The sequence below is a fragment of the Streptomyces sp. NPDC088116 genome (genome assembly GCF_044741745.1).
GTDB lineage: Bacteria > Actinomycetota > Actinomycetes > Streptomycetales > Streptomycetaceae > Streptomyces.
Genome location: NZ_JBIUTF010000004.1, coordinates 355373 through 375365, shown reverse-complemented (window position 1 = coordinate 375365; position 19993 = coordinate 355373). Strand labels below are relative to the sequence as shown.

Genomic DNA, 19993 nt, shown 5'->3' with positions numbered 1-19993 from the left:
CAGAATCTGCCACGGCGGACGCCGTCCGCCGCCGCCGCCCACCCGGGCGAGCGGCCCCCGACCCGCAGGGACGACACGACTCGTGCGAGTACTCAGAGGCCGAGCACACAGGTGGGGCGGCGAGCCGGAGCCGACGGGCCCGAGGGGGCGGGGCCGATGAGCACCTACCGCGACTTCGCGACCCACCGGGGCACCGCCCGCGCCACCGTCCTGCGGACCGTCGGCGCCCGTGAGCGCCGCTCCCTGCTCGCCCCGCCGCGCGTCCCGACCGTCGGAATCGACATCGGCGGTACGAAGGTGATGGCCGGGGTCGTCGATCCGGACGGCAACATCCTGGAGAAGCTCCGCACCGAGACGCCGGACAAGTCCAAGAGCCCCCGGGTCGTCGAGGACACCATCGTCGAGCTGGTGCTCGATCTCTCCGACCGGCACGATGTGCACGCCGTCGGCATCGGCGCGGCCGGCTGGGTCGACGCCGACCGCTCCAAGGTGCTGTTCGCGCCCCACCTCGCCTGGCGCGACGAACCCCTCAGGGACGCCCTCTCCTCGCGGCTGGCCGTCCCCGTGATGGTCGACAACGACGCCAACACCGCCGCCTGGGCCGAGTGGCGCTTCGGCGCCGGACGGGGCGAGGACCACCTCGTCATGATCACGCTCGGCACCGGCATCGGCGGCGCCATCCTGGAGGACGGCCAGGTCAAGCGCGGCAAGTTCGGTGTCGCCGGCGAATTCGGCCATATGCAGGTCGTGCCCGGAGGCCACCGCTGCCCGTGCGGCAACCGAGGCTGCTGGGAGCAGTACAGCTCCGGCAACGCCCTCGTACGGGAGGCCAGGGAGCTGGCGGCGGCCGATTCCCCGGTCGCGTACAACATCATCGACCGCGTCAAGGGCAACGTCCACGAGATCACCGGACCGCTGATCACCGAACTCGCCCGCGAGGGCGACGCCATGTGCATCGAGCTGTTCCAGGACATCGGGCAGTGGCTCGGCGTCGGCATCGCCAATCTCGCCGCCGCCCTCGACCCGTCCTGCTTCGTCATCGGAGGCGGTGTCAGCGCCGCAGACGACCTGCTGATCGGCCCCGCCCGTGACGCGTTCCGCCGCCATCTCACCGGCCGCGGCTACCGCCCCGAGGCCCGGATCGTCAAGGCGCAGCTCGGACCCGAGGCGGGCATGGTCGGCGCCGCCGACCTCTCCCGACTGGTGGCCCGGCGCTTCCGCCGCGCCAAGCGGCGCCGGGTGGAGCGCTACGAACGGTACGAGCGTTACGCCCAGGCCATCCGTACCGCCCGCCCGACCCAGGAACCGCCCTCATGACCGTGTCCCGACAGCCATCGACCCCGGGCGAGGGCGGCAAGCCGCCGGAGGACCGCCGCCACCGCAACCGCCGCCGCTGGCTGACGGCCATCGTCATCGTGCTGCTCATCGGCATCCCGGCCGGCTATCTGGTGATCTCGGCCGGACAGAGCCGGGAGAGCGGCCGGAGCAAGGAGGCCGAGTCCTCGGCCACCGGACTCCAGCATCTGCGCCCCTCCAAGATGAAGCGCGCCATCTATGAGGTGCCGATCCCCGCCGGGGCCACCGGCGTGCGCTACTTCGAGACGAGCAACTGGAAGACCAGCCGGCTCTACGTCCAGTTCGACGTCACCTCCGGGCGGCTCGACACCTTCCTGACCGAGATGGGGACCAGCCGCTCCGCGCTCAAGGACGGCGCCATCACCATCACGCCCCGAGACCGGGCCACCGTCGGCTGGAACTTCGCCATCCCCGGCCACGACTGGGCGGGCACCCGCCACCGGCAGGAGCGGCCGCGCCCCAGTCAGGACGTCGTCGTCGATCTGTCCGATCCCGGCTTCCCCCGGGTGTACGTCGTCTCCACCACAACTCCATGATCTCCACACCGGCCTTCACCTCGTGGTGACGGCCACCCCGTGACCGTCGCGACGCCACGCCCTTACTAACGTGGCGCGAGTGAGTGAGACGATGACGCCCCCCAAGACCCTGCAATACCGCATGGACGGTCCGGAGGACGCCCCCGTCCTGATTCTCGGACCTTCCCTCGGCACCACCTGGCACATGTGGGATCGCCAGATACCCGAGCTGGCCCGTCAGTGGCGAGTGCTCCGCTTCGACCTGCCCGGCCACGGCGGTGCCCCCGCACACCCCGCCACCAGCGTCCCCGAACTGGCGGAGCGGCTGCTGGCCACGCTCGACGGAATCGGCGTGCAGCGCTTCGGGTACGCGGGCTGCTCCATCGCCGGAGCCATCGGCGCCGAACTGGCGCTGCGCCGCCCCGACCGGATCGCCTCGCTCGCGCTGGTGGCGGCCTCGCCCCGGTTCGGTACGGCCGACGAGTTCCGCCAGCGCGGGGTGATCGTCCGGGCCAACGGACTGGATCCGATGGCCCGCACCGCGCCCGAGCGCTGGTTCACCCCGGGCTTCGCCGCCGCCCAGCCCGCCATCGTCGAGTGGGCCGTCCAGATGGTCCGCACCACCGACCCCGGCTGCTACATCGCCGCCTGTGAGGCTCTCGCCGCCTTCGACATACGGGCGGAACTCGGCCGTATCGGCGTACCGACCCTGGTCCTGGTCGGCGCCGAGGACCAGGTCACCGGACCGGCCGAGGCGCGCACCCTGGTCGCGGGGATCCCCGACGCGCGGCTGGCGCTGGTGCCCGGAGCGTCCAACCTCGCGCCCGTGGAGCAGCCCGTCGCCGTCACGGACCTGCTCGTCCACCATTTCTCCACCGCCTGGTACAACCCGTCCGACACCTCCACCGGCCTGACGGTGATGCCCGACCGGATGGCCGCGCCCCCGCTCTCCGCCACGGTCGGCCCGGTCGCCGAGATAGCGCCCGCCGAACAGCCCGAGGCCGTGGCGAACGGGCGCTCCGACCCGTACGAGACCGGTATGAGAGTGCGCAGAGAGATCCTCGGAGACGCGCATGTGGACCGCGCCATGGCCGCCGCCGACGGCTTCGGCGGAGACTTCCAGGACCTGATCACCCGCTACGTCTGGGGTGAGGTGTGGACCAGGGAGGGCCTGGACCGCCGTACCCGCAGCGCCGTGACGCTGACCGCGCTGGTCGCGGGCGGACACCTGGAGGAGCTGGCCTTCCACACCCGGGCCGCGCTGCGCAACGGACTCACCCCGGCCGAGATCAGGGAAGTGCTGATCCAGGCGGCCATCTACTGCGGCGTTCCGGCCGCGAACACGGCTTTCCGGGTGGTCGGTGCCGTGATCCAGGAAGAGACGACGCCCGAGGCGTAGCACGATGGCCTAGAGGCCCGTCCTCCGTAAGGAAGCCCCGGGGAACGTGCCTCCGTATGGAAGAGCACGGGAGGGAAACGCGAGCGCCCCGGAAACCCCGAGCGCCCCGGAATCCCCTAGCGCTCCGGAAACCCAGGAAAGGCGGTCAGCGATGAGGTTCACCAAGAAGACGCACGCCTGCGTCCGGCTGGAGAAGGACGGGCGCACGCTCGTCATCGACCCCGGCTCCTTCACCGAGGAGGACGCCACGGACGGCGCCGATGTCATCCTCGTCACGCACGAGCACCCCGACCACTTCAGCGAGGACCGGCTGCGTGCCGGCCTGGAGGCCAATCCGGCGGCCGAACTCTGGACGCTGCGCAGCGTCGCCGGGCAGCTCTCCGCGGCCTTCCCCGGCCGGGTGCACACGGTCGGCCACGGCGACGCCTTCACCGCCGCCGGCTTCGATGTCCGCGTCCACGGAGAGCTGCATGCCGTGATCCACCCGGACATCCCGCGCATCACCAACGTCGGCTATCTCGTGGACGGCTCGGTCTTCCATCCGGGCGACGCGCTGACCGTTCCCGACCACCCCGTCGAGACGCTGATGCTGCCCGTCCAGGCGCCCTGGAGCAAGATCTCCGAGGTGATCGAGTACGTACGGGAGGTCGCGCCGCGGCGTGCTTTCGATATCCACGACGCCCTGCTCACCGATCTGGCCCGGCCCATCTACGACGCCCAGATCGGCGGTCTCGGCGGCGCCGAGCACGGCCGCCTGGCCCCGGGCGACTCCACCGACCTGTGATCCCCGGCCCTGTGGCCTCCGCGTCCGATGATCACCGGACCTGGTGATCCCCGGTCCTCCGGCTGTCGGGTCCTCGCTGTCAGACCCCGCCGATAGGCTGTCACGCATGCGCATCGCCACCTGGAACGTCAATTCGATCACCGCCCGGCTGCCCCGGCTGCTGGCCTGGCTGGAGAGCAGCGGCACGGACGTGCTGTGCGTCCAGGAGACCAAGTGCGGCGAGGAGCAGTTCCCCGCCGACCAGCTGCGTGAGCTGGGCTACGAGTCCGCGGTCAACGCCACCGGCAGGTGGAACGGAGTGGCACTGCTCTCCCGGGTCGGCCTGGCGGACGTCGTCAAGGGCCTCCCCGGCGGACCGGAGTACGACGGGGTGGAGGAGCCCCGGGCGATCTCCGCGACCTGTGGCCCGGTCCGTCTCTGGTCGGTCTACGTGCCCAACGGCCGCGAGGTCGGCCATGATCACTACGCGTACAAGCTGCGCTGGTTCGAGGCGCTGCGGACGGCGGTGGCCGACGACGCGGCGGGCGCGCGGCCGTTCGCCGTCCTCGGTGACTTCAATGTCGCCCCGACCGACGAGGACGTCTGGGACCTGTCCCGGTTCGAGGGGGCCACCCATGTCACCCCGGCCGAGCGTGACGCGCTCGCCGCGCTGCGTGAGCGGGGTCTCTCCGATGTGGTGCCCCGTCCGCTCAAGTACGACCGTCCGTACACCTACTGGGACTACCGTGAGCTGGGCTTCCCCAAGAACAAGGGAATGCGCATCGACCTGGTGTACGGCAACGGACCGTTCGCGGGCGCCGTCAAGGACAGCTATGTGGACCGCGAGGAGCGCAAGGGCAAGGGCGCCTCGGACCATGCCCCCGTCGTGGTGGACATCGAGGTCTAGTTCCGCGACCGGCAAGGCCGCCGAGGGTCCGGGGGCGGTGGTCGCCCCGCGCGGCCGGTCCGCGCGTCCTATGGTGCCCCGCCAGGGGGAATGGCAGGCTGACCGGTATGAACAAATTCCCTTTCCTGGACAACTGGCGCAAGAGGCACGGCGACGAGGAGGGGACGTCGCCGGCCTCGGCCGGCGGCGGTGAGCCGGAGGGTGTCGCCGAGTTGCTCTCCGAGTGCGAGCTGCTGCGCGCTCGGGCAGGACAGCAGGGACTCGAACTGGACGACTCCCCGGCCTCGTTGGAGGCCCTCGACCAGCTTCCGCCGCGCTGGCGGGACGACCCGGAGGAGCTGCCCTGGCTGGGCAACGACGCGGGTCTCTACCTGGGTACGGTGATCGTCTGTACGGTCCCCGGCGCGGTCTGGAACATCTGGCCGGGTGGACATCCCGTGGTCACTCTGGTCTCCGGGCGGGAGATCGAGGTGGTCGAGGCCGGCCTCGACTGGGCGGCCACCGGAGCGCCCGAGTTGTCCCAGGTGTACGCGGAGGCGGCCGAGTCCTGACACAGGCCCGGCGCCCGGCGCTGCCGCACCGGCTCCTCGCCGCCGCGTACCCCTTGGCAGTAAATACGGCTTATGCCCTTTTCATGCGTGTCGTCTGTGAAGTCCCTTGTCCGGCTGGATAGTTTGCGCTGACCTCGACACAGCCGAGAGTGGGTGGGGCAGCGTATGGCCGTCGATTCGTTGATCGAACTGCGTGACGTCAATAAGTACTACGGGCAGTTGCACGTCCTTCAGAACATCGATCTCACGGTCGGCCGAGGCGAAGTGGTCGTGGTCATCGGCCCGTCCGGCTCCGGCAAGTCCACGCTCTGCCGGGCCATGAACCGGCTGGAGACCATCGAGTCGGGCCGTATCACCGTCGAAGGGCGGGCGCTGCCCGAGGAGGGCCGGGGCCTCGCCCGGCTCCGCGCCGAAGTGGGCATGGTCTTCCAGTCGTTCAACCTCTTCGCGCACAAGACCGTCCTGGAGAACGTCTCCCTCGCGCAGATCAAGGTCCGCAAGCGCAAGAGGGAGGACGCCGACCGGCGTTCCCGGGAACTGCTCGACCGGGTGGGGCTCGCCTCGCAGGCCGACAAGCTTCCCGCGCAGCTCTCCGGCGGCCAGCAGCAGCGCGTCGCCATCGCCCGCGCGCTCGCCATGGACCCCAAGGCCCTTCTCTTCGACGAGCCCACCTCCGCGCTCGACCCGGAGATGATCAACGAAGTGCTGGAGGTGATGCGGCAGTTGGCCCGCGAGGGCATGACCATGGTCGTCGTCACGCACGAGATGGGCTTCGCCCGCTCCGCCGCCAACCGTGTGGTCTTCATGGACGAGGGCCGCATCGTCGAGGACCGCACTCCGGAGGACTTCTTCAACGCCCCGGAGAGCGACCGGGCCAAGGACTTCCTCTCCAAGATCCTCAAGCACTGACGGGGGTGCGGTTGATGATGACCGGCTGCATGCCACGGAAGAGCCGTACGCCGCGCGCGAACCGCGTGCCACGGGCGGGAAGAACCCTCACGGCACTCGTCCTCCTCCTGATCACCGTGCTCGCCGCCGGCTGCGGGAAGCCCGGCAGCCCGCCCGTGAAGGGCCCGCGGCCCGACGCGCTGCCCCACTACCGGGTGGATCACGGCTTCCGGTTGCCCGACTCGCCGACCTGGTCCAAGGCCAAGCGGCGCGGGTACCTGGTCGTCGGAGTCAAGGAGGACCAGCCGTACATGGGCGAGAAGGACCCCGCCACCGGCGTCTACTCCGGCTTCGACATCGAGATCGCCAAGATGATGTCGGCGTCCCTGGGCTTCGATCCGAAGACGATCCGCTTCCGTACGATCGCCTCCGCGAACCGTGAAACGGCCCTCCAGAACGGCCAGATCGACTACTACGTCGGCACCTACACCATCAACGAGAACCGCAAGAAGCTCGTCGGCTTCGCCGGTCCCTACTACATGGCCGGCCAGTCCCTCCTCGTACGGACCGACGAGAACGACATCCACGGCCCCCAGGACCTCGACGGCAAACGCGTCTGCTCGGCCGCCGGGTCCACTCCGTACCAGCGGATCCAGCACGACTATCCGCGCGTCCAACTCGTCGGCTACGACACCTACTCCGTCTGCGTGGACAATCTGCTGACCTTCCAGGTCGACGCCGTCACCACCGACGACACCATCCTCCAGGGCTACGCGGCCAAGGTCCCCGACGAACTCAAGGTCGTCGGCAAGCCCTTCTCGAAGGAGCCGTACGGCATCGGCGTCCCCCGCAGCGACAACGCCCTGCGCATCGCGCTCGACGACGCCCTCGCGGTCAACGAGAAGAACGGCAACTGGCAGAAGGCGTACGACGCGACCCTCGGCCTCTCCGGCCGCCCGGCGACCCCGCCGCCGCCCATCGACCGCTACCCGGCGAGCTGAGGCCCGCGCCATGAACGTACTCACCGACAACTTCTCCCTCTACGGCAAGGGCTTCCTCGGCACGGTCGAGCTGACGGTCTACGCCTCACTGCTCGCGCTCGTGCTGGGGTTCCTCATGGCCTCGTGCCGGGTGGCGCCGGTGCGCTCCCTGCGGGCCCTGGGCACCGTATGGGTCACCGTGCTCCGCAACACCCCGCTGACGCTGCTCTTCTTCGCGGTCGTCCTCGGTCTGCCGCGCTTCGGACTGGTCCTGCCCTTCCAGCTCTTCGCGGTCCTCGCACTCGGCTGCTACACCTCCGCGTTCATCTGCGAGGTGCTGCGCTCGGGCATCAACACCGTGCCCACGGGGCAGGGCGAGGCGGCCCGCAGTCTCGGGATGAGCTTCGGCCAGACACTGGGCGACGTCGTCCTGCCCCAGGCGTTCCGCACGGTCATCCCGCCCATCGGCTCCACCCTGATCGCCCTCGCCAAGAACTCGGCGATCGCCGGGGCGTTCAGCGTCACCGAACTGCTCGGCACGTACAAGCCCCTCAGCGAGATGGGCTACAGCATCATCTGGACCTTCGTCTGGATCGCCGTCGGCTACCTGATCATCACGTTGACCATCGCCGCGCTGTTCAGATTCCTGGAGAAGCATTACGGAGTCGCCCGATGACCCAGACGACCCAGGGGCGCAGGGCCCGCGCGACCCGGGCGCGCGAATCGACCGCCCTCTACGACATTCCGGGACCCAGGACCCGGCGGCGGCACCGCACGTACGGCCTGGTGTCGACGGCCGCGATCGCCGCGCTGCTGGGCTGGCTGCTCTATCTGCTCTTCGACACCGACCAGTTCACCGCCACCAAATGGACGCCCTTCGAGTACCAGGGCATCCAGGACCTGCTGTTGCGCGGACTCGCCAACACGCTCAAGGCCTTCGCGTACGCGGCGGTGCTCTCGCTCGCGCTCGGCGCGGTCCTCGCCTCGGGGCGGCTCTCGGACCACCGCCAGGTGCGCTGGCTCGCGACCGTGCTGGTCGAGTTCTTCCGCGCCATGCCCGTACTGGTGATGATCTTCTTCATCTTCGTGGCGCTCAAGGTGCAGGCCCTGCCCGCCCTGGTGGCCGGCCTGACGCTCTACAACGGCTCCGTGCTCGCCGAGGTGTTCCGTACCGGAGTCAACTCGGTGGAGCGCGGTCAGCGGGAGGCCGCGTACGCCCTCGGCATGCGCAAGACGCAGGTCATGACGTACGTGCTGGTGCCGCAGGCGGTCCGCGCCATGCTGCCCACGATCATCAGCCAGCTGGTGGTCGCTCTCAAGGACACATCACTGGGCTATCTGATCACCTATGAGGAGTTCCTCCATGCCGGAAAGCTCGTCGCGTCGAATCTCGACTACGATTTGCCGTTCATCCCTGTGGTGATGGTGATTTCGCCGATCTACATCGGGATGTGCATGCTGCTCTCCTGGTTCGCCCACTGGATGGCCAGGCGGCAGCGGCGCAACCCGAGAATCGAGGCCGTGGCTGTCACCCCGGCCTCCCCAGGGACGCTGCTGCCGGGCGGGCAGTAGCTCAGGGGCAGCGGCCCGCCGGCAGCAGCCGGAGATCACTTCGCGTGCGGCGGTACCGACGGATACGACGGGTCGGCCGTGGACGGGGAGAAGGTCAGCTGCGCGCCGGTCGGGTTGTGCTCCGTGTCGAGTGCCTCAGGACCGGAGGCCGTCCCGGGAGCGTCAGTCCGTGGCGCGGTGGGACGCAGGCGCGACGGCGGGAGCGGGCTCACGGGCCGCCCGGGTCACATCGGCGACCAGCTCCACCACATCGGGGCCGTACACCTGCGCGTTGACCACCTTCAGCAGCAGACAGAACGAGTTGCCGCCGTGCTTGCGCGCCAGCTTCTCGTGGTGACGGGCCAGGTAGCGGGAGGCCGCCTGATTGGTGATGGCGCGCTGGCCGCAGAAGAGGAACACCGGGCGCGCCCCGTCCCCGACGGTCAGCCGCGCCAGCAGGACGTACTCGGTGACACCGGGCTCCACACCGTAGCGCTCGGAGCCGATCCGGAAGGCGCCCCGCTCGGAGACGGGTTCGGGACTGGTGTTGACCTTCACGCCGGGCAGCATCGAGTGGAGATGTGCCGCCATACGCCGATTGGAGTACGGACCCCCGAGACAGAATTCCGTGCGCTCGCCGAAGCCCTGCCGTGCGATGTCGTGCTGGACGATCTCGGAGTGCGCGCCGCAGTCCTTGATGAGGGCGGCCAGTTCCAGCAGGGCGGCGACGTCGTAGCGGTGGACCGCGGCTTCGGTGTCCGCGTCACGGTTGACGACCAGCAGACACCCCGAGTTGCTCGGCAGTCCGAAGAACGCCTGCTTGCGACGGAGCCTGCGCCGCCAGAGGTGGGTACGGGTGAGCCAGCCCAGTGCGGCGCTGACACCGGCGGCGAGAACGCCGAGCACGATGTTGCGTATGTCGTCATTCATGGGCGCGCATCGTAGCGGGACGGCGTGACCAATGTACGAAGTGATCCTGACGCGGGCCGGGAGCTGGGGTTACGCTGCGCGGACAGTTCTCGACTGGAGGTACGGATGCGTCGCTCCGCCGCGCGGAATGTTTCGGTTGTGGTGGCCACCGCTGCCATGCTCTCGGTCGGTGCGGCCGCTCCGCCCTCCTCGTCCGCCGCGAAGACCCCGAAGCCCCCGGAGAAGATACCGGTGGCGGCGGGGTACGGGGGCGCGGTCGCGAGCGTCGACCCGGACGCCTCGGCCGCCGGCATCGAGGTCCTCAAGAACGGCGGCAACGCCGTGGACGCGGCCGTGGCCACCGCCGCCGCGCTCGGTGTCACCGAGCCGTACTCCGCGGGCATAGGCGGGGGCGGCTACTTCGTCTACTACAACGCCAAGTCCCGTACGGTGCACACCGTCGACGGCCGCGAGACCGCGCCGAGGTCGGCGGACAGCTCGCTCTTCCTGGAGAACGGCAAGCCGATCCCGTTCGCGGACGCGGTGACCAGCGGGCGGAGCGTCGGAACGCCCGGCACCCCCGCCACCTGGGACACCGCGCTCGACGCGTGGGGCAGCCGATCCCTGGGGCAACTGCTCAAGCCCGCCGAGCGGTTGGCGAAAGACGGCTTCACCGTCGACGACACCTTCCGCTCCCAGACCGAGTCCAACCAGGAGCGGTTCGCGGACTTCCCCGACACCGCGAAGCTCTTCCTGCCCGGCGGACAGCTGCCGGTCGTCGGCTCGGTCTTCAAGAACCCCGATCTGGCACGTACGTACAGGGAGTTGGGGCGCGAGGGCACCGGCGCGCTGTACGAGGGCGAGCTGGCCCGCGACATCGTCCGTACGGTACGCAAGCCGCCCGTCGACCCGGACAGCGGCCGGAACGTCCGCTCCGGCGACCTGACCACGCGGGACCTGGCCGCGTACCGGACGAAGCGGCAGGCGCCGACGAAGGCCTCCTACCGGGGCCTCGACGTGTACGGCATGGCGCCGTCGTCGTCGGGCGGCACGAGTGTCGGTGAGGCGCTCAACATCCTGGAGCGCACGGACCTTTCGAAGGCGAGCCAGGCGAAGTATCTGCACCGCTTCATCGAGGCGAGCCGGATCGCGTTCGCGGACCGGGGCCGCTGGGTCGGTGACCCGGCCTTCGAGGACGTGCCGACGAAGGGGCTGCTCTCGCAGCGCTTCGCCGACTCGCGCGGCTGCCTGATCAAGGACGACGCGGTCCTCAAGAGCCCGCTCGCGCCCGGGGATCCGAGCGATCCCACACCGTGCGCGCCAGGTGGGACCGCCGCGCCGACCACCTTCGAGGGCGAGAACACCACTCACCTCACGGCCGCCGACAAGTGGGGCAATGTCGTCGCGTACACCCTGACCATCGAGTCGACGGGCGGCAGCGCGATCACCGTGCCGGGGCGGGGATTCCTGCTCAACAACGAGCTGACGGACTTCTCCTTCGCCCCGGCGAACCCCGCGGTGCACGACCCGAATCTGCCGGGTCCCGGCAAGCGGCCTCGGTCGTCCATCTCGCCGACGATCGTGCTCGACTCGCACGACCGGCCGGTCCTCGCGGTCGGCTCACCGGGCGGCGCGACCATCATCACCACCGTGCTCCAGACGCTGACGGGCCGTCTCGACCGAGGGCTGCCGCTGGTCGACGCGATCGCGGCGCCCCGGGCCAGCCAGCGCAACGCGGCGGCGACGGAGCTGGAACCGGGACTGTGGAACAGCCCGGTGCGCGGCCAACTGGAAGCGCTGGGGCATGTGTTCACCCAGAACCCGGAGATCGGCGCGGCGACCGGAGTGCAGCGGCTGCCGGACGGGCGGTGGCTGGCCGCGGCGGAGAAGGTCCGCAGGGGCGGCGGCTCGGCGATGGTGGTGCGTCCGGCGGGCGAGTAGGCGGAGGCGGTGGGGCGTTCGGCCCCGTAAGGCGGCTGCTCCGAGCGCCGGTCGGGCCATCTCGGTCCGTCCGGCGCTCGGTCCGTCCGGTGGTTGCTCAGTCCGGTGGTTGCCTCAGTCCGGCGCTTGACGACAGCCGGGTCAGAGTACGGTCAGGACACGCGGGCCGTCGTCGGTGATCGCGACGGTGTGTTCCGCGTGGGACGCGCGGCTCGCGTCGAGTGTGCGGACCGTCCAGCCGTCGCGGTCGGTGAAGTTCCGGTCCGTACCGCTCGCGATCAGCATCGGTTCGATCGCCAGCACCATGCCGTGGCGCAGCGCCAGACCGCGTCCCGCGCGGCCTTCGTTGGGGACGCCCGGGTCCTCGTGCATCGTGCGGCCCACCCCGTGGCCGCCGAAGCCTTCGGGGATGCCGTAGCCCGCCGAGCGGCAGACGCGGCCGATCGCGTGGGCGATGTCGCCGATGCGGTTGCCGACGACGGCGGCGGCGATACCGGCCTCCAGCGCCTCGTTCGCCGTGTCGACCAGCCTGAGGTCGTCCGGGCGGGCGCGGCCGACCGTGAGGCTGACCGCCGCGTCGCCGACCCAGCCGCCGAGCACCGCCCCGCAGTCGATGCTCACGAGATCGCCGTCGTGCAGCCGGTACGAGTCCGGGATGCCGTGCACGATCGCGTCATTGACGGACGTGCAGATGACGGCGGGGAAGGGCGTGGGCGCCCAGTCGGGGTGATAGCCGAGGAAGGGCGAGCCGGCCCCGGCCTCGCGCAGGACGGCGCGGGCGGTCTCGTCGAGGGTGCGAAGCGCGACTCCCACCGCCGCGGCTTCACGTACCGCTGTCAGCGCCTGCGCGACGACCCGTCCCGCGGCTCGCATGGAATCCAATGACGCATCGGTCTTGATCTCCACCATTCCAATAACTGTACCGGCCGGTGGTCGGTACGGGTATGACGATGACGGGCTGTACGGGGAGAAACGCACCGACGCCGTCGTGCTTCACCGCGCCTCAACGTGAGGTGGGAAAAGGCTCGCTGTGAGGCTCGCGGCTGTTTTTGCGGGCGGCGATCAGCATGAGCCAATGGTCGCGGTCGACGGTTCCCGGCACCAGTTCCGACTGGTCCGGAGACAGTCCGTAGCGCCCCAGTGCCGTCATTCCCGCCTCCTCCAGCAGACGTTCGGCGGTATCCGCGGAAAAGTGGAACAGGTGGTGCTGGAGCGTGGTGAGGTTCCAGGTGCGGCCGTCCGCGGAGGAGAAGCAGTCCATCCGGAAATCCAGCAGATGGTCGAGGGGGGCGGGGTATCCGCGCATGACGACCATGCTGTTCGGGTTGTCGAAGACCCGCGGTCCCGACAGGAGAGACTCCCGCAGGCCCAGCGTGCCCAGGTCGAAGACGAACAGCCCGCCTGGGCGCAGCAGCCGGGACACGCCGTCGAGTGCCGCCCGCAGTTCCGACTCGTCGTGCATGTAGTTCAGCGGGCTGCCGAGTGTGACCGCCACGTCGAACGGGTGGAGGGGTGGCAGCCTGCGGAGATCTCCCGGAGCGAAGTGCACCTCGGATGCGCCGGGTTTGGCCGCCGCCGCCTTCAGCATTCCCTCGGAGTAATCCACTCCGGTCACCGAGAACCCGGCCTTGGCGAACCTCAGTGCCCCCTTGCCGGTACCGCACGCCAAGTCCAGGAGACGGTCGCCAGGCGCCCCGTGTTTCCTGATCAACTCAAGATAGAGCGAGCAACGGATGTCGTAGTCCTCGCCGTCAGTAATGTTGTCGTAGCGGTCGGCAAGATGATCATAGCTCTGCCGTGCTCGCTCGGAGTGGGGGAGTGAAGTCGCGCTCATCGTCATCATCAAAGGCCAATCGGCATCTCGGACGGAAAGCGTCGCCATGGGAAAGCGTGTCGAAATCCCAACGTGCGCGCGGATGAATCATGTCGGACCATTCCCGCGAGAGCGGTGAGCGAAATGCGAAGTCGCAGGAAAACCGCTGCCCCGCAGGGTTTCCGTCACGACCCGACGTCAACAGGATCTCCGCGGGTGGCGGTGCGAGGCCCGGTGTCCGGACGCGTGGGCAGTCCGAAGCCGCCTTCCCCTCACTTCCGGTATCCGCGACAATACGCACCGGAGTCGCTTGAGGGGAGATCCACGTTGACGGCTGGGACAACGGGCCATGCGGTGGTGGTGGGAGCAGGACTGGCCGGCCTGCTTGCCGCTCACGCGCTGGCGAGACGGTTCGAGTGCGTGACGGTAGTCGAGCGGGACACGCTCCCCGACGGGACACCCGCCTTCCGCGCCGGCGTGCCGCAGTCGAGGCACGCGCACATCCTGTGGTCCCGTGGCCTCAGGGCTCTCAACGAGCTCCTGCCGGACGTCGTCACCGAAATCGAAACGGCCGGGGGCACCGTTGTAGAGGCCCCCGAGCGGATGCGCTGGCTCTCTCCCGCCCAGTGGTTCACGGGAGTGAGCGGATCGCACTACCTGTCCGCCTCACGCGAACTGCTGGAATCGACCCTGCGACGCAGGATCTTCGGCCAGTCCTCGATCGTGCTGATGGACGGTCATGAGGTGACCGGGCTCCTTCAGGCTCCCCGGGCGGGGGCGGTGGAAGGAGTACGGCTGCGTGAGAGAGGAGGCCACGGCCAGGAGTCCACCCTTCGCGCGGAGTTGGTCGTCATTGCCGCCGGACGCGGTTCCCGCGCCGCGCAATGGCTGCTCCAACTCGGTTGCCCCACACCGGCCGTCGAGCGGATCGATGCCCATCTCGGCTACTCCTCCCGCTACTACCGGCGCCCGGCCGGCGAGAGCCACTGGAAGGCGATGTACCTACAGGGCAACCCGGGCGCACCGCGAAGCGGAGTGATCCTTCCGATCGACGGCGGCCGGTGGCTGGTCACGCTGATCGGACAGGGTGAACACCGGCCCCCGGTCGAGGAGAAGGCCTGGCTCGCCTTCGCCTCGTCGCTGCGCTCGGAGGAGCTGTCGCAGGCTCTCGCGGGGGCGGAGCCGTTGTCGGACGCGGTCGCCTTCCGGGCGACCGCGAACGAGTGGACCCACTTCGAGCAGGTGAAACGGTGGCCGACCGGGCTCCTCGTGATCGGGGACGCCCTGTGCCGGTTCAATCCCGTCTACGGGCACGGAATGACCGTCGCCGCACTCCAGGCCGAGGTGATCCGTGACCAGGTGTCAGCGCGCGGGGCGGTGGAGTTCACCGCTCGGGCGTCGCAGATGCAGAAGGCCGTGGCGAAGTGTCCGTCAGCCGCATGGGCGATCGCCACCGGAGAGGACTGCCGGTATCCCGGCACGGACGGACCGAAACCGGGCCGGCTGGGCCGGATCCAGCAGAACTACATGGGCCGGGTGCTGGCAGCCGCCAACACGGACCCGGTGATAGCGGAAGCGTTCTTCGCGGTGCTCTCACTCGACCGCCGGCCCGAGACGCTCCTGGCGCCGCGGATCGCGGCACGCGTCGGCCGCCGCCGCACATAACCACCTCATCGGCCCAGCAGGGGCGGAGACCGGCGCGGTGGCCAATGCTCCTCCCACTCGGGGTGAGACGGGCATCGTGCCGGGAGCGACGCAAGCGCGTAGCCTCCGGACCATGACGACCCTCGACGAACTCGGCCGCAGCCGTTATGTCAGCCTCACCACCTACCGCAAGGACGGTACGGGCGTGTCCACGCCTGTCTGGCACGCGGTGGACGGGGGAGAGCTGTTCATCTGGACCAACACCGACTCCTGGAGGGTCAAGCGGATCCGCAACAACGGCCGTGCGGTGGTGACGGTGTGCGATGTGCGCGGGCGGATCGCGGAGGGAGCGGCGACCGCCGAGGGTACGGCGCGGCTGCTCGACGCGGCGGGCACCGATGGCGTGCGGAAGCTGATCGCCCGTAAGTACGGCTGGCAGTTCTGGCTGGTCGACGCTCCGGCCCGGCTCGTGCGTCGCGGCAGGCGTCCGCACACCGGTATCGCCCTCTCGTTCTGATCCGGGCCCCGGCCGTGGCGGTGAGGGCACCGCACCGTGCCGGAAAACCGCGCGTAGTCGTCCCGTAACACGACTGAGGTCGAATGCCTGCGGACTCGGAGGGCTTCCTCCCTCCGGCAAGGCAACGCAGGACCGGCAGGCGGTCGCGCGACGGAACGGGCGGGCAGGCGGGCGATGACGGTGCATCAACTCCCGGTGGAAACCGGCACGTTCGCCCGATATTTAACGGACCTGACCGCGCTGCTCGACCCGGGCGGCGGCTGGTACGGAGTCTTCCTGCGCCGGGATCCCGACGGCATGCGCGCCTGCCGCGACGGGTCCGAGGTGCCGCCCTGGGACGTCGTGGAGTCACTGCTCCAGGACTTCGCGGCCGACCGCGACGAGCAGCTGGTGGCGCGCGAGAGCGCTCGGGCGGCGCAGCTGCACGCGGCGTCGGCCGCCGCGCACGACCGGCGGTACGGGGGCGCCGACGCGCTGACGGAGCGGCTTCGGCTGATGCTCCGTGAGCGGGCGAGCGCGGCGGGCCGTGCCGAGGAGCTGGTCCGCCGGCTCCGTACGGTCCCGGAGGGCTCGCCCCACGCGGAGCAGCTCGCCCATGACCTGGCCTGGATCCGCGACGACCACGCCCGCGCCTCCTCGCGCTGCGCCGAACTCGGCGCCAGGCGGGCGGCGTTGACCGGGTCGTACCCGGCCGGCGCTCCCGCTGCGGAGCCGCGACGGCCGGCCCCGGACGACTGGTTCCACCCGGCGGAGCCGGCCCCTGAGATGAGGACGGCCCCCGAGGCGGGGACGGCCCCCGAGGCGGGGACGGCCCCCGAGGCGGGGACGACTTTCGGCGGCCGGTCGGGCGCGCAGGCCGCCGCTTACGCGCCCGAGCGCACGACGGACACACCGGCTGAGGCACTCGTACAGGTCGCACCGGCCGCACCGGCCGACTCGGCCGAACCGGACCCCGCGCCGCAGAAGCCGTCGAAGAAGCAGAAGCCGCCGAAGAAGAAACGTGACACCGCCCCCCGGCGCAAGCCGCGTGGCGCCCGGTTCGCCGGGCTGGAGTTGGACGAGTTCGCGGAGGACGACCAGCCCGGGACCGAACCAGCGCCCATGACCGTACTGCCCCCGCCACCGGTCGCCGCCGCCGCGCCCCGTGGAGCACGCTTCGGCGGGGCGTCGGAGGCGCCCGCCAAGGAGGCGGCGCCCGCCCACTCGCCCGAAGACCGGCAGGCCGCCGCCGCGATGGTTGCCACACTGATCCGGCTGCGCGCCGAAGGCCGGAGCGGAGAGGCGCATGTCGTGCTCTGCGAGGCCGCGGGGCGGCCGCCCGAGCAGTTGCCCCTGCTCGCCGCCGAACTGCACCGCGCCGGACTGGGCGCCGACTGGGCCGAACTGCTGTGGGAGGCCGCCTCCCTGCCGCCCGCGCGGCTCGCCGCCGCTGCCGGGGCACTCGCCGTGGCAGGCAGGGACAGCGACTGCGGACAACTGCTGCGCCAGGGCGTGTCCCGTCCCGCCGAGGAGATAGCCGACGCCGTTCTCGCGCTCGGGGAGGCGGGCCGGGCGCCCGAGGCGCGGGCGCTGCTCAGCGCCTTTGTGCAGGTCCGCACGCCCGAGGACGCGGCGCTCGTCGCCGTACTCGATCCCCGTCGTCTCGTCCCGCAGCTGATCGACGCGGCGCGTGCCATTTCCGGGGCCCGCGAGCGCGATCTCGTACACGCCCTGCGCGTGGCCGGGTTCGCCACCCCCTGACCGCTCCGGGGCGGGCGGCCGGACCCGGGTGGCTCCCCGCGGCCGTCCCGCCCGCCTTCCCTTCAGGCGCCGATCCCGTACGATCCGCCGGAAGGCGGCCTGGTCAGACACGATCCGCCCGATGTCGACCGCTCGGGTGTGAAACTTGATCGACTCTGCGGGTTAACGACGATGGTCTTGCCCCTGTGTGGGACGGGGCTTACGTTCTCCTCCTACGCATCGCGTCTACGTGCGTAGAGCTCATCGTGCCCCCGCCGAAGGAGCAGCTCGTGGCCTCAGTCGTACGCGCCGCACTCGTCCAGGCGACCTGGACCGGCGACACCGAATCCATGATCGCCAAGCATGAGGAGCACGCCCGCGAGGCGGCCCGACAGGGCGCGCAGGTCATCGGTTTCCAGGAAGTGTTCAACGCGCCCTACTTCTGCCAGGTGCAGGAGCCGGAGCACTACCGCTGGGCCGAGCCCGTCCCGGACGGGCCGACCGTCAGCAGGATGCGGGACCTCGCCCGGGAGACCGGGATGGTGATCGTCGTCCCCGTCTTCGAGATCGAGCAGTCCGGTTTCTACTACAACACCGCGGCGGTGATCGACGCCGACGGCTCGTACCTCGGCAAGTACCGCAAACACCACCTCCCGCAGGTCAAAGGCTTCTGGGAGAAGTACTACTTCAAGCCGGGCAACGCCGGCTGGCCCGTCTTCGACACCGCCGTCGGCCGCGTCGGTGTCTATATCTGCTACGACCGCCACTTCCCCGAGGGATGGCGCCAGCTCGGGCTGAACGGTGCCCAGCTCGTCTACAACCCCTCCGCCACCTCCCGCGGTCTGTCCGGTTATCTCTGGCAGCTGGAGCAGCCGGCCGCCGCCGTCGCCAACGAGTACTTCATCGCGGCGATCAACCGTGTCGGCCAGGAGGAGTACGGCGACAACGACTTCTACGGGACGAGCTACTTCGTCGACCCGCGCGGGCAGTTCGTCGGTGAGACCGCCAGCGACAAGGAGGAGGAACTGCTCGTGCGGGACCTGGACTTCGGTGTGATCGACGAGGTGCGGCAGCAGTGGGCGTTCTACCGGGATCGCAGGCCCGACGCGTACGAAGGACTGGTGCAGCCGTGACGCGGCCGGCCGGAACACACTCGGCAGCCGATCCGATGGACGGGCCGGCGACAGGGGCGACCCCCCACCCGGAAAGCCGTCCGACGGAGCCCGCGCCGGTTCCGCTCGCGGCGACGGATCTGCACAGCCGCCACCGCGCGGTCCTCCCCGACTGGCTGGCGCTCTACTACGACCGGCCCATCGAGCTCACACACGGCGAGGGACGCCATGTGTGGGACGGCGACGGCAACCGCTATCTCGACTTCTTCGGCGGCATCCTCACCACCATGACCGCCCATGCCCTCCCCGAGGTCACCAAGGCGGTGAGCGAGCAGGCCGGAAAGATCATCCACTCCTCCACGCTCTACCTCGACCGCCCGATGATCGACCTAGCCGAGCGGATCGCCGGCCTCTCCGGCATCCCGGACGCCCGGGTCTTCTTCACCACCTCGGGCACCGAGGCCAATGACACCGCGCTGATGCTGGCGACCGCGTACCGACAGTCGAACCAGATCCTGGCGATGCGCAACAGCTACCACGGCCGGTCCTTCTCCACCGTCTCCATCACCGGCAACCGCGGCTGGTCGCCGACCGGTCTCTCGCCGCTCCAGACGCTGTACGTGCACGGTGGCGTCCGCAACCGCGGTCCGTACGCCGGGCTCACCGACGAGCGGTTCATCGAGGCCTGTGTCGCGGACCTGGAAGACCTGCTCGGGCACACCCGGGTGCCCGCCGCGCTGATCGCCGAACCGATCCAGGGCGTCGGCGGGTTCACCGCCCCGCCGGACGGGCTGTACGCCGCGTTCCGCGAGGTCCTCGACCGGCACGGCATCCTGTGGATCACCGACGAGGTGCAGACCGGCTGGGGGCGTACGGGCGATCACTTCTGGGGCTGGCAGGCGCACGCGGAGAACGGGCCGCCGGACATCCTCACCTTCGCCAAGGGCATCGGCAACGGCATGTCCATCGGCGGTGTCGTCGCCCGCGCCGACATCATGAACTGCCTTGACGCCAACTCCATTTCGACCTTCGGCGGCAGCCCCGTCACGATGGCTGCCGGCCTCGCCAACCTCTCGTATCTGCTGGAGCACGACCTCCAGGGCAACGCCCGCCGCGTCGGCGGACTGCTGATCGAGCGGCTGCGGGCCATCGGCGCCGGGATCGACTCCGTACGCGAAGTGCGCGGCCGGGGGCTGATGATCGGGATCGAGCTGATCGACCCCGCGACGGGGAAGGCGGATCCCGCGGCCGCCTCGGCCGTCCTCGAAGCGGCGCGCGAGGGAGGGCTGCTGATCGGCAAGGGCGGCGGCCACAACACCAGCGTGCTGCGGATCGCCCCACCGCTCTCCCTGACCGTCGCAGAAGCGGAAGAGGGCGCGGCCATCCTCGAACTGGCCCTGCGCGGCGCCTAGTTCCGGCCAAGAGCCG

The 19993-nt window shown here is 70.2% G+C and carries 19 protein-coding genes; 16 read left to right on the top strand and 3 right to left on the bottom strand.

Going from position 1 to position 19993, the window contains the following annotated elements; all coding sequences use genetic code 11:
* The first annotated feature begins 156 nt into the window (after nucleotides 1-156).
* From ACIOJD_RS18595 to ACIOJD_RS18550, 10 genes are all read left to right on the top strand, one after another.
* On the top strand, nucleotides 157-1317 hold the full coding sequence (locus ACIOJD_RS18595; RefSeq protein WP_401914599.1) for an ROK family glucokinase: 1161 nt from the start codon (nucleotides 157-159) through the stop codon (nucleotides 1315-1317).
* On the top strand, nucleotides 1314-1892 hold the full coding sequence (locus tag ACIOJD_RS18590) for a hypothetical protein (protein ID WP_401914597.1): 579 nt from the start codon (nucleotides 1314-1316) through the stop codon (nucleotides 1890-1892). The genes ACIOJD_RS18595 and ACIOJD_RS18590 overlap by 4 nt, the downstream gene beginning before the upstream one ends.
* Before the next feature lie 91 nt (nucleotides 1893-1983).
* Complete coding sequence (pcaC, locus tag ACIOJD_RS18585) at nucleotides 1984-3270, top strand: 4-carboxymuconolactone decarboxylase (RefSeq protein WP_401915529.1); 1287 nt, start codon at nucleotides 1984-1986, stop codon at nucleotides 3268-3270.
* A gap of 151 nt (nucleotides 3271-3421) precedes the next feature.
* A complete protein-coding gene (locus ACIOJD_RS18580; protein WP_401914595.1) occupies nucleotides 3422-4054 on the top strand; it encodes an MBL fold metallo-hydrolase in 633 nt (210 codons plus the stop codon).
* Nucleotides 4055-4160: 106 nt separating this feature from the next.
* Nucleotides 4161-4940: an exodeoxyribonuclease III gene (locus ACIOJD_RS18575; protein ID WP_401914593.1), complete on the top strand. Its 780-nt coding sequence runs from the start codon at nucleotides 4161-4163 to the stop codon at nucleotides 4938-4940.
* 107 nt (nucleotides 4941-5047) lie between these two features.
* On the top strand, nucleotides 5048-5491 hold the full coding sequence (locus ACIOJD_RS18570; protein WP_401914590.1) for a DUF6278 family protein: 444 nt from the start codon (nucleotides 5048-5050) through the stop codon (nucleotides 5489-5491).
* A 165-nt stretch (nucleotides 5492-5656) separates the two neighbouring features.
* On the top strand, nucleotides 5657-6400 hold the full coding sequence (locus ACIOJD_RS18565; RefSeq protein ID WP_401914589.1) for an amino acid ABC transporter ATP-binding protein: 744 nt from the start codon (nucleotides 5657-5659) through the stop codon (nucleotides 6398-6400).
* Between the two features lie 29 nt (nucleotides 6401-6429).
* A complete protein-coding gene (locus ACIOJD_RS18560) occupies nucleotides 6430-7380 on the top strand; it encodes a glutamate ABC transporter substrate-binding protein (protein ID WP_401914586.1) in 951 nt (316 codons plus the stop codon).
* 10 nt (nucleotides 7381-7390) lie between these two features.
* Entirely contained in the window at nucleotides 7391-8035 is a 645-nt protein-coding gene (locus ACIOJD_RS18555) for an amino acid ABC transporter permease (protein ID WP_401914583.1), read from the top strand.
* Entirely contained in the window at nucleotides 8032-8931 is a 900-nt protein-coding gene (locus ACIOJD_RS18550) for an amino acid ABC transporter permease (RefSeq protein ID WP_401914580.1), read from the top strand. Before ACIOJD_RS18555 ends, ACIOJD_RS18550 begins: the two co-directional genes overlap by 4 nt.
* Before the next feature lie 162 nt (nucleotides 8932-9093).
* Here the strand turns inward: ACIOJD_RS18550 and ACIOJD_RS18545 are convergent, their stop codons facing one another.
* On the bottom strand, nucleotides 9094-9840 hold the full coding sequence (locus ACIOJD_RS18545; RefSeq protein ID WP_401914579.1) for a hypothetical protein: 747 nt from the start codon (nucleotides 9838-9840) through the stop codon (nucleotides 9094-9096).
* A 105-nt stretch (nucleotides 9841-9945) separates the two neighbouring features.
* Between ACIOJD_RS18545 and ggt the strand changes: the two genes are divergently transcribed.
* On the top strand, nucleotides 9946-11760 hold the full coding sequence (gene ggt, locus ACIOJD_RS18540; protein ID WP_401914576.1) for a gamma-glutamyltransferase: 1815 nt from the start codon (nucleotides 9946-9948) through the stop codon (nucleotides 11758-11760).
* A gap of 141 nt (nucleotides 11761-11901) precedes the next feature.
* Here the strand turns inward: ggt and map are convergent, their stop codons facing one another.
* Both map and ACIOJD_RS18530 read right to left on the bottom strand, forming a co-directional pair.
* Entirely contained in the window at nucleotides 11902-12669 is a 768-nt protein-coding gene (gene map / locus ACIOJD_RS18535) for a type I methionyl aminopeptidase (RefSeq protein WP_401914573.1), read from the bottom strand.
* 94 nt (nucleotides 12670-12763) lie between these two features.
* Nucleotides 12764-13594 (bottom strand): class I SAM-dependent DNA methyltransferase, encoded by an 831-nt coding sequence (locus ACIOJD_RS18530; RefSeq protein WP_401914571.1) that lies wholly within the window; start codon nucleotides 13592-13594, stop codon nucleotides 12764-12766.
* Nucleotides 13595-13927: 333 nt separating this feature from the next.
* Here ACIOJD_RS18530 and ACIOJD_RS18525 point away from each other — a divergent pair, with 333 nt between their 5' ends.
* The 5 genes from ACIOJD_RS18525 to ACIOJD_RS18505 all read left to right on the top strand — a co-directional run bounded on the left by ACIOJD_RS18525 (nucleotide 13928) and on the right by ACIOJD_RS18505 (nucleotide 19977).
* Complete coding sequence (locus ACIOJD_RS18525) at nucleotides 13928-15238, top strand: FAD-dependent oxidoreductase (protein ID WP_401915527.1); 1311 nt, start codon at nucleotides 13928-13930, stop codon at nucleotides 15236-15238.
* A gap of 112 nt (nucleotides 15239-15350) precedes the next feature.
* Nucleotides 15351-15734 carry a PPOX class F420-dependent oxidoreductase gene (locus ACIOJD_RS18520; protein WP_401914569.1) on the top strand — a complete coding sequence of 128 codons (384 nt, stop codon included), beginning with the start codon at nucleotides 15351-15353 and terminating at the stop codon, nucleotides 15732-15734.
* A 174-nt stretch (nucleotides 15735-15908) separates the two neighbouring features.
* Complete coding sequence (locus ACIOJD_RS18515) at nucleotides 15909-17474, top strand: hypothetical protein (RefSeq protein ID WP_401914566.1); 1566 nt, start codon at nucleotides 15909-15911, stop codon at nucleotides 17472-17474.
* 269 nt (nucleotides 17475-17743) lie between these two features.
* Complete coding sequence (locus ACIOJD_RS18510) at nucleotides 17744-18586, top strand: nitrilase-related carbon-nitrogen hydrolase (protein WP_401914563.1); 843 nt, start codon at nucleotides 17744-17746, stop codon at nucleotides 18584-18586.
* A 35-nt stretch (nucleotides 18587-18621) separates the two neighbouring features.
* On the top strand, nucleotides 18622-19977 hold the full coding sequence (locus tag ACIOJD_RS18505; protein WP_401915525.1) for an aspartate aminotransferase family protein: 1356 nt from the start codon (nucleotides 18622-18624) through the stop codon (nucleotides 19975-19977).
* Nucleotides 19978-19993: the final 16 nt, after the last annotated feature.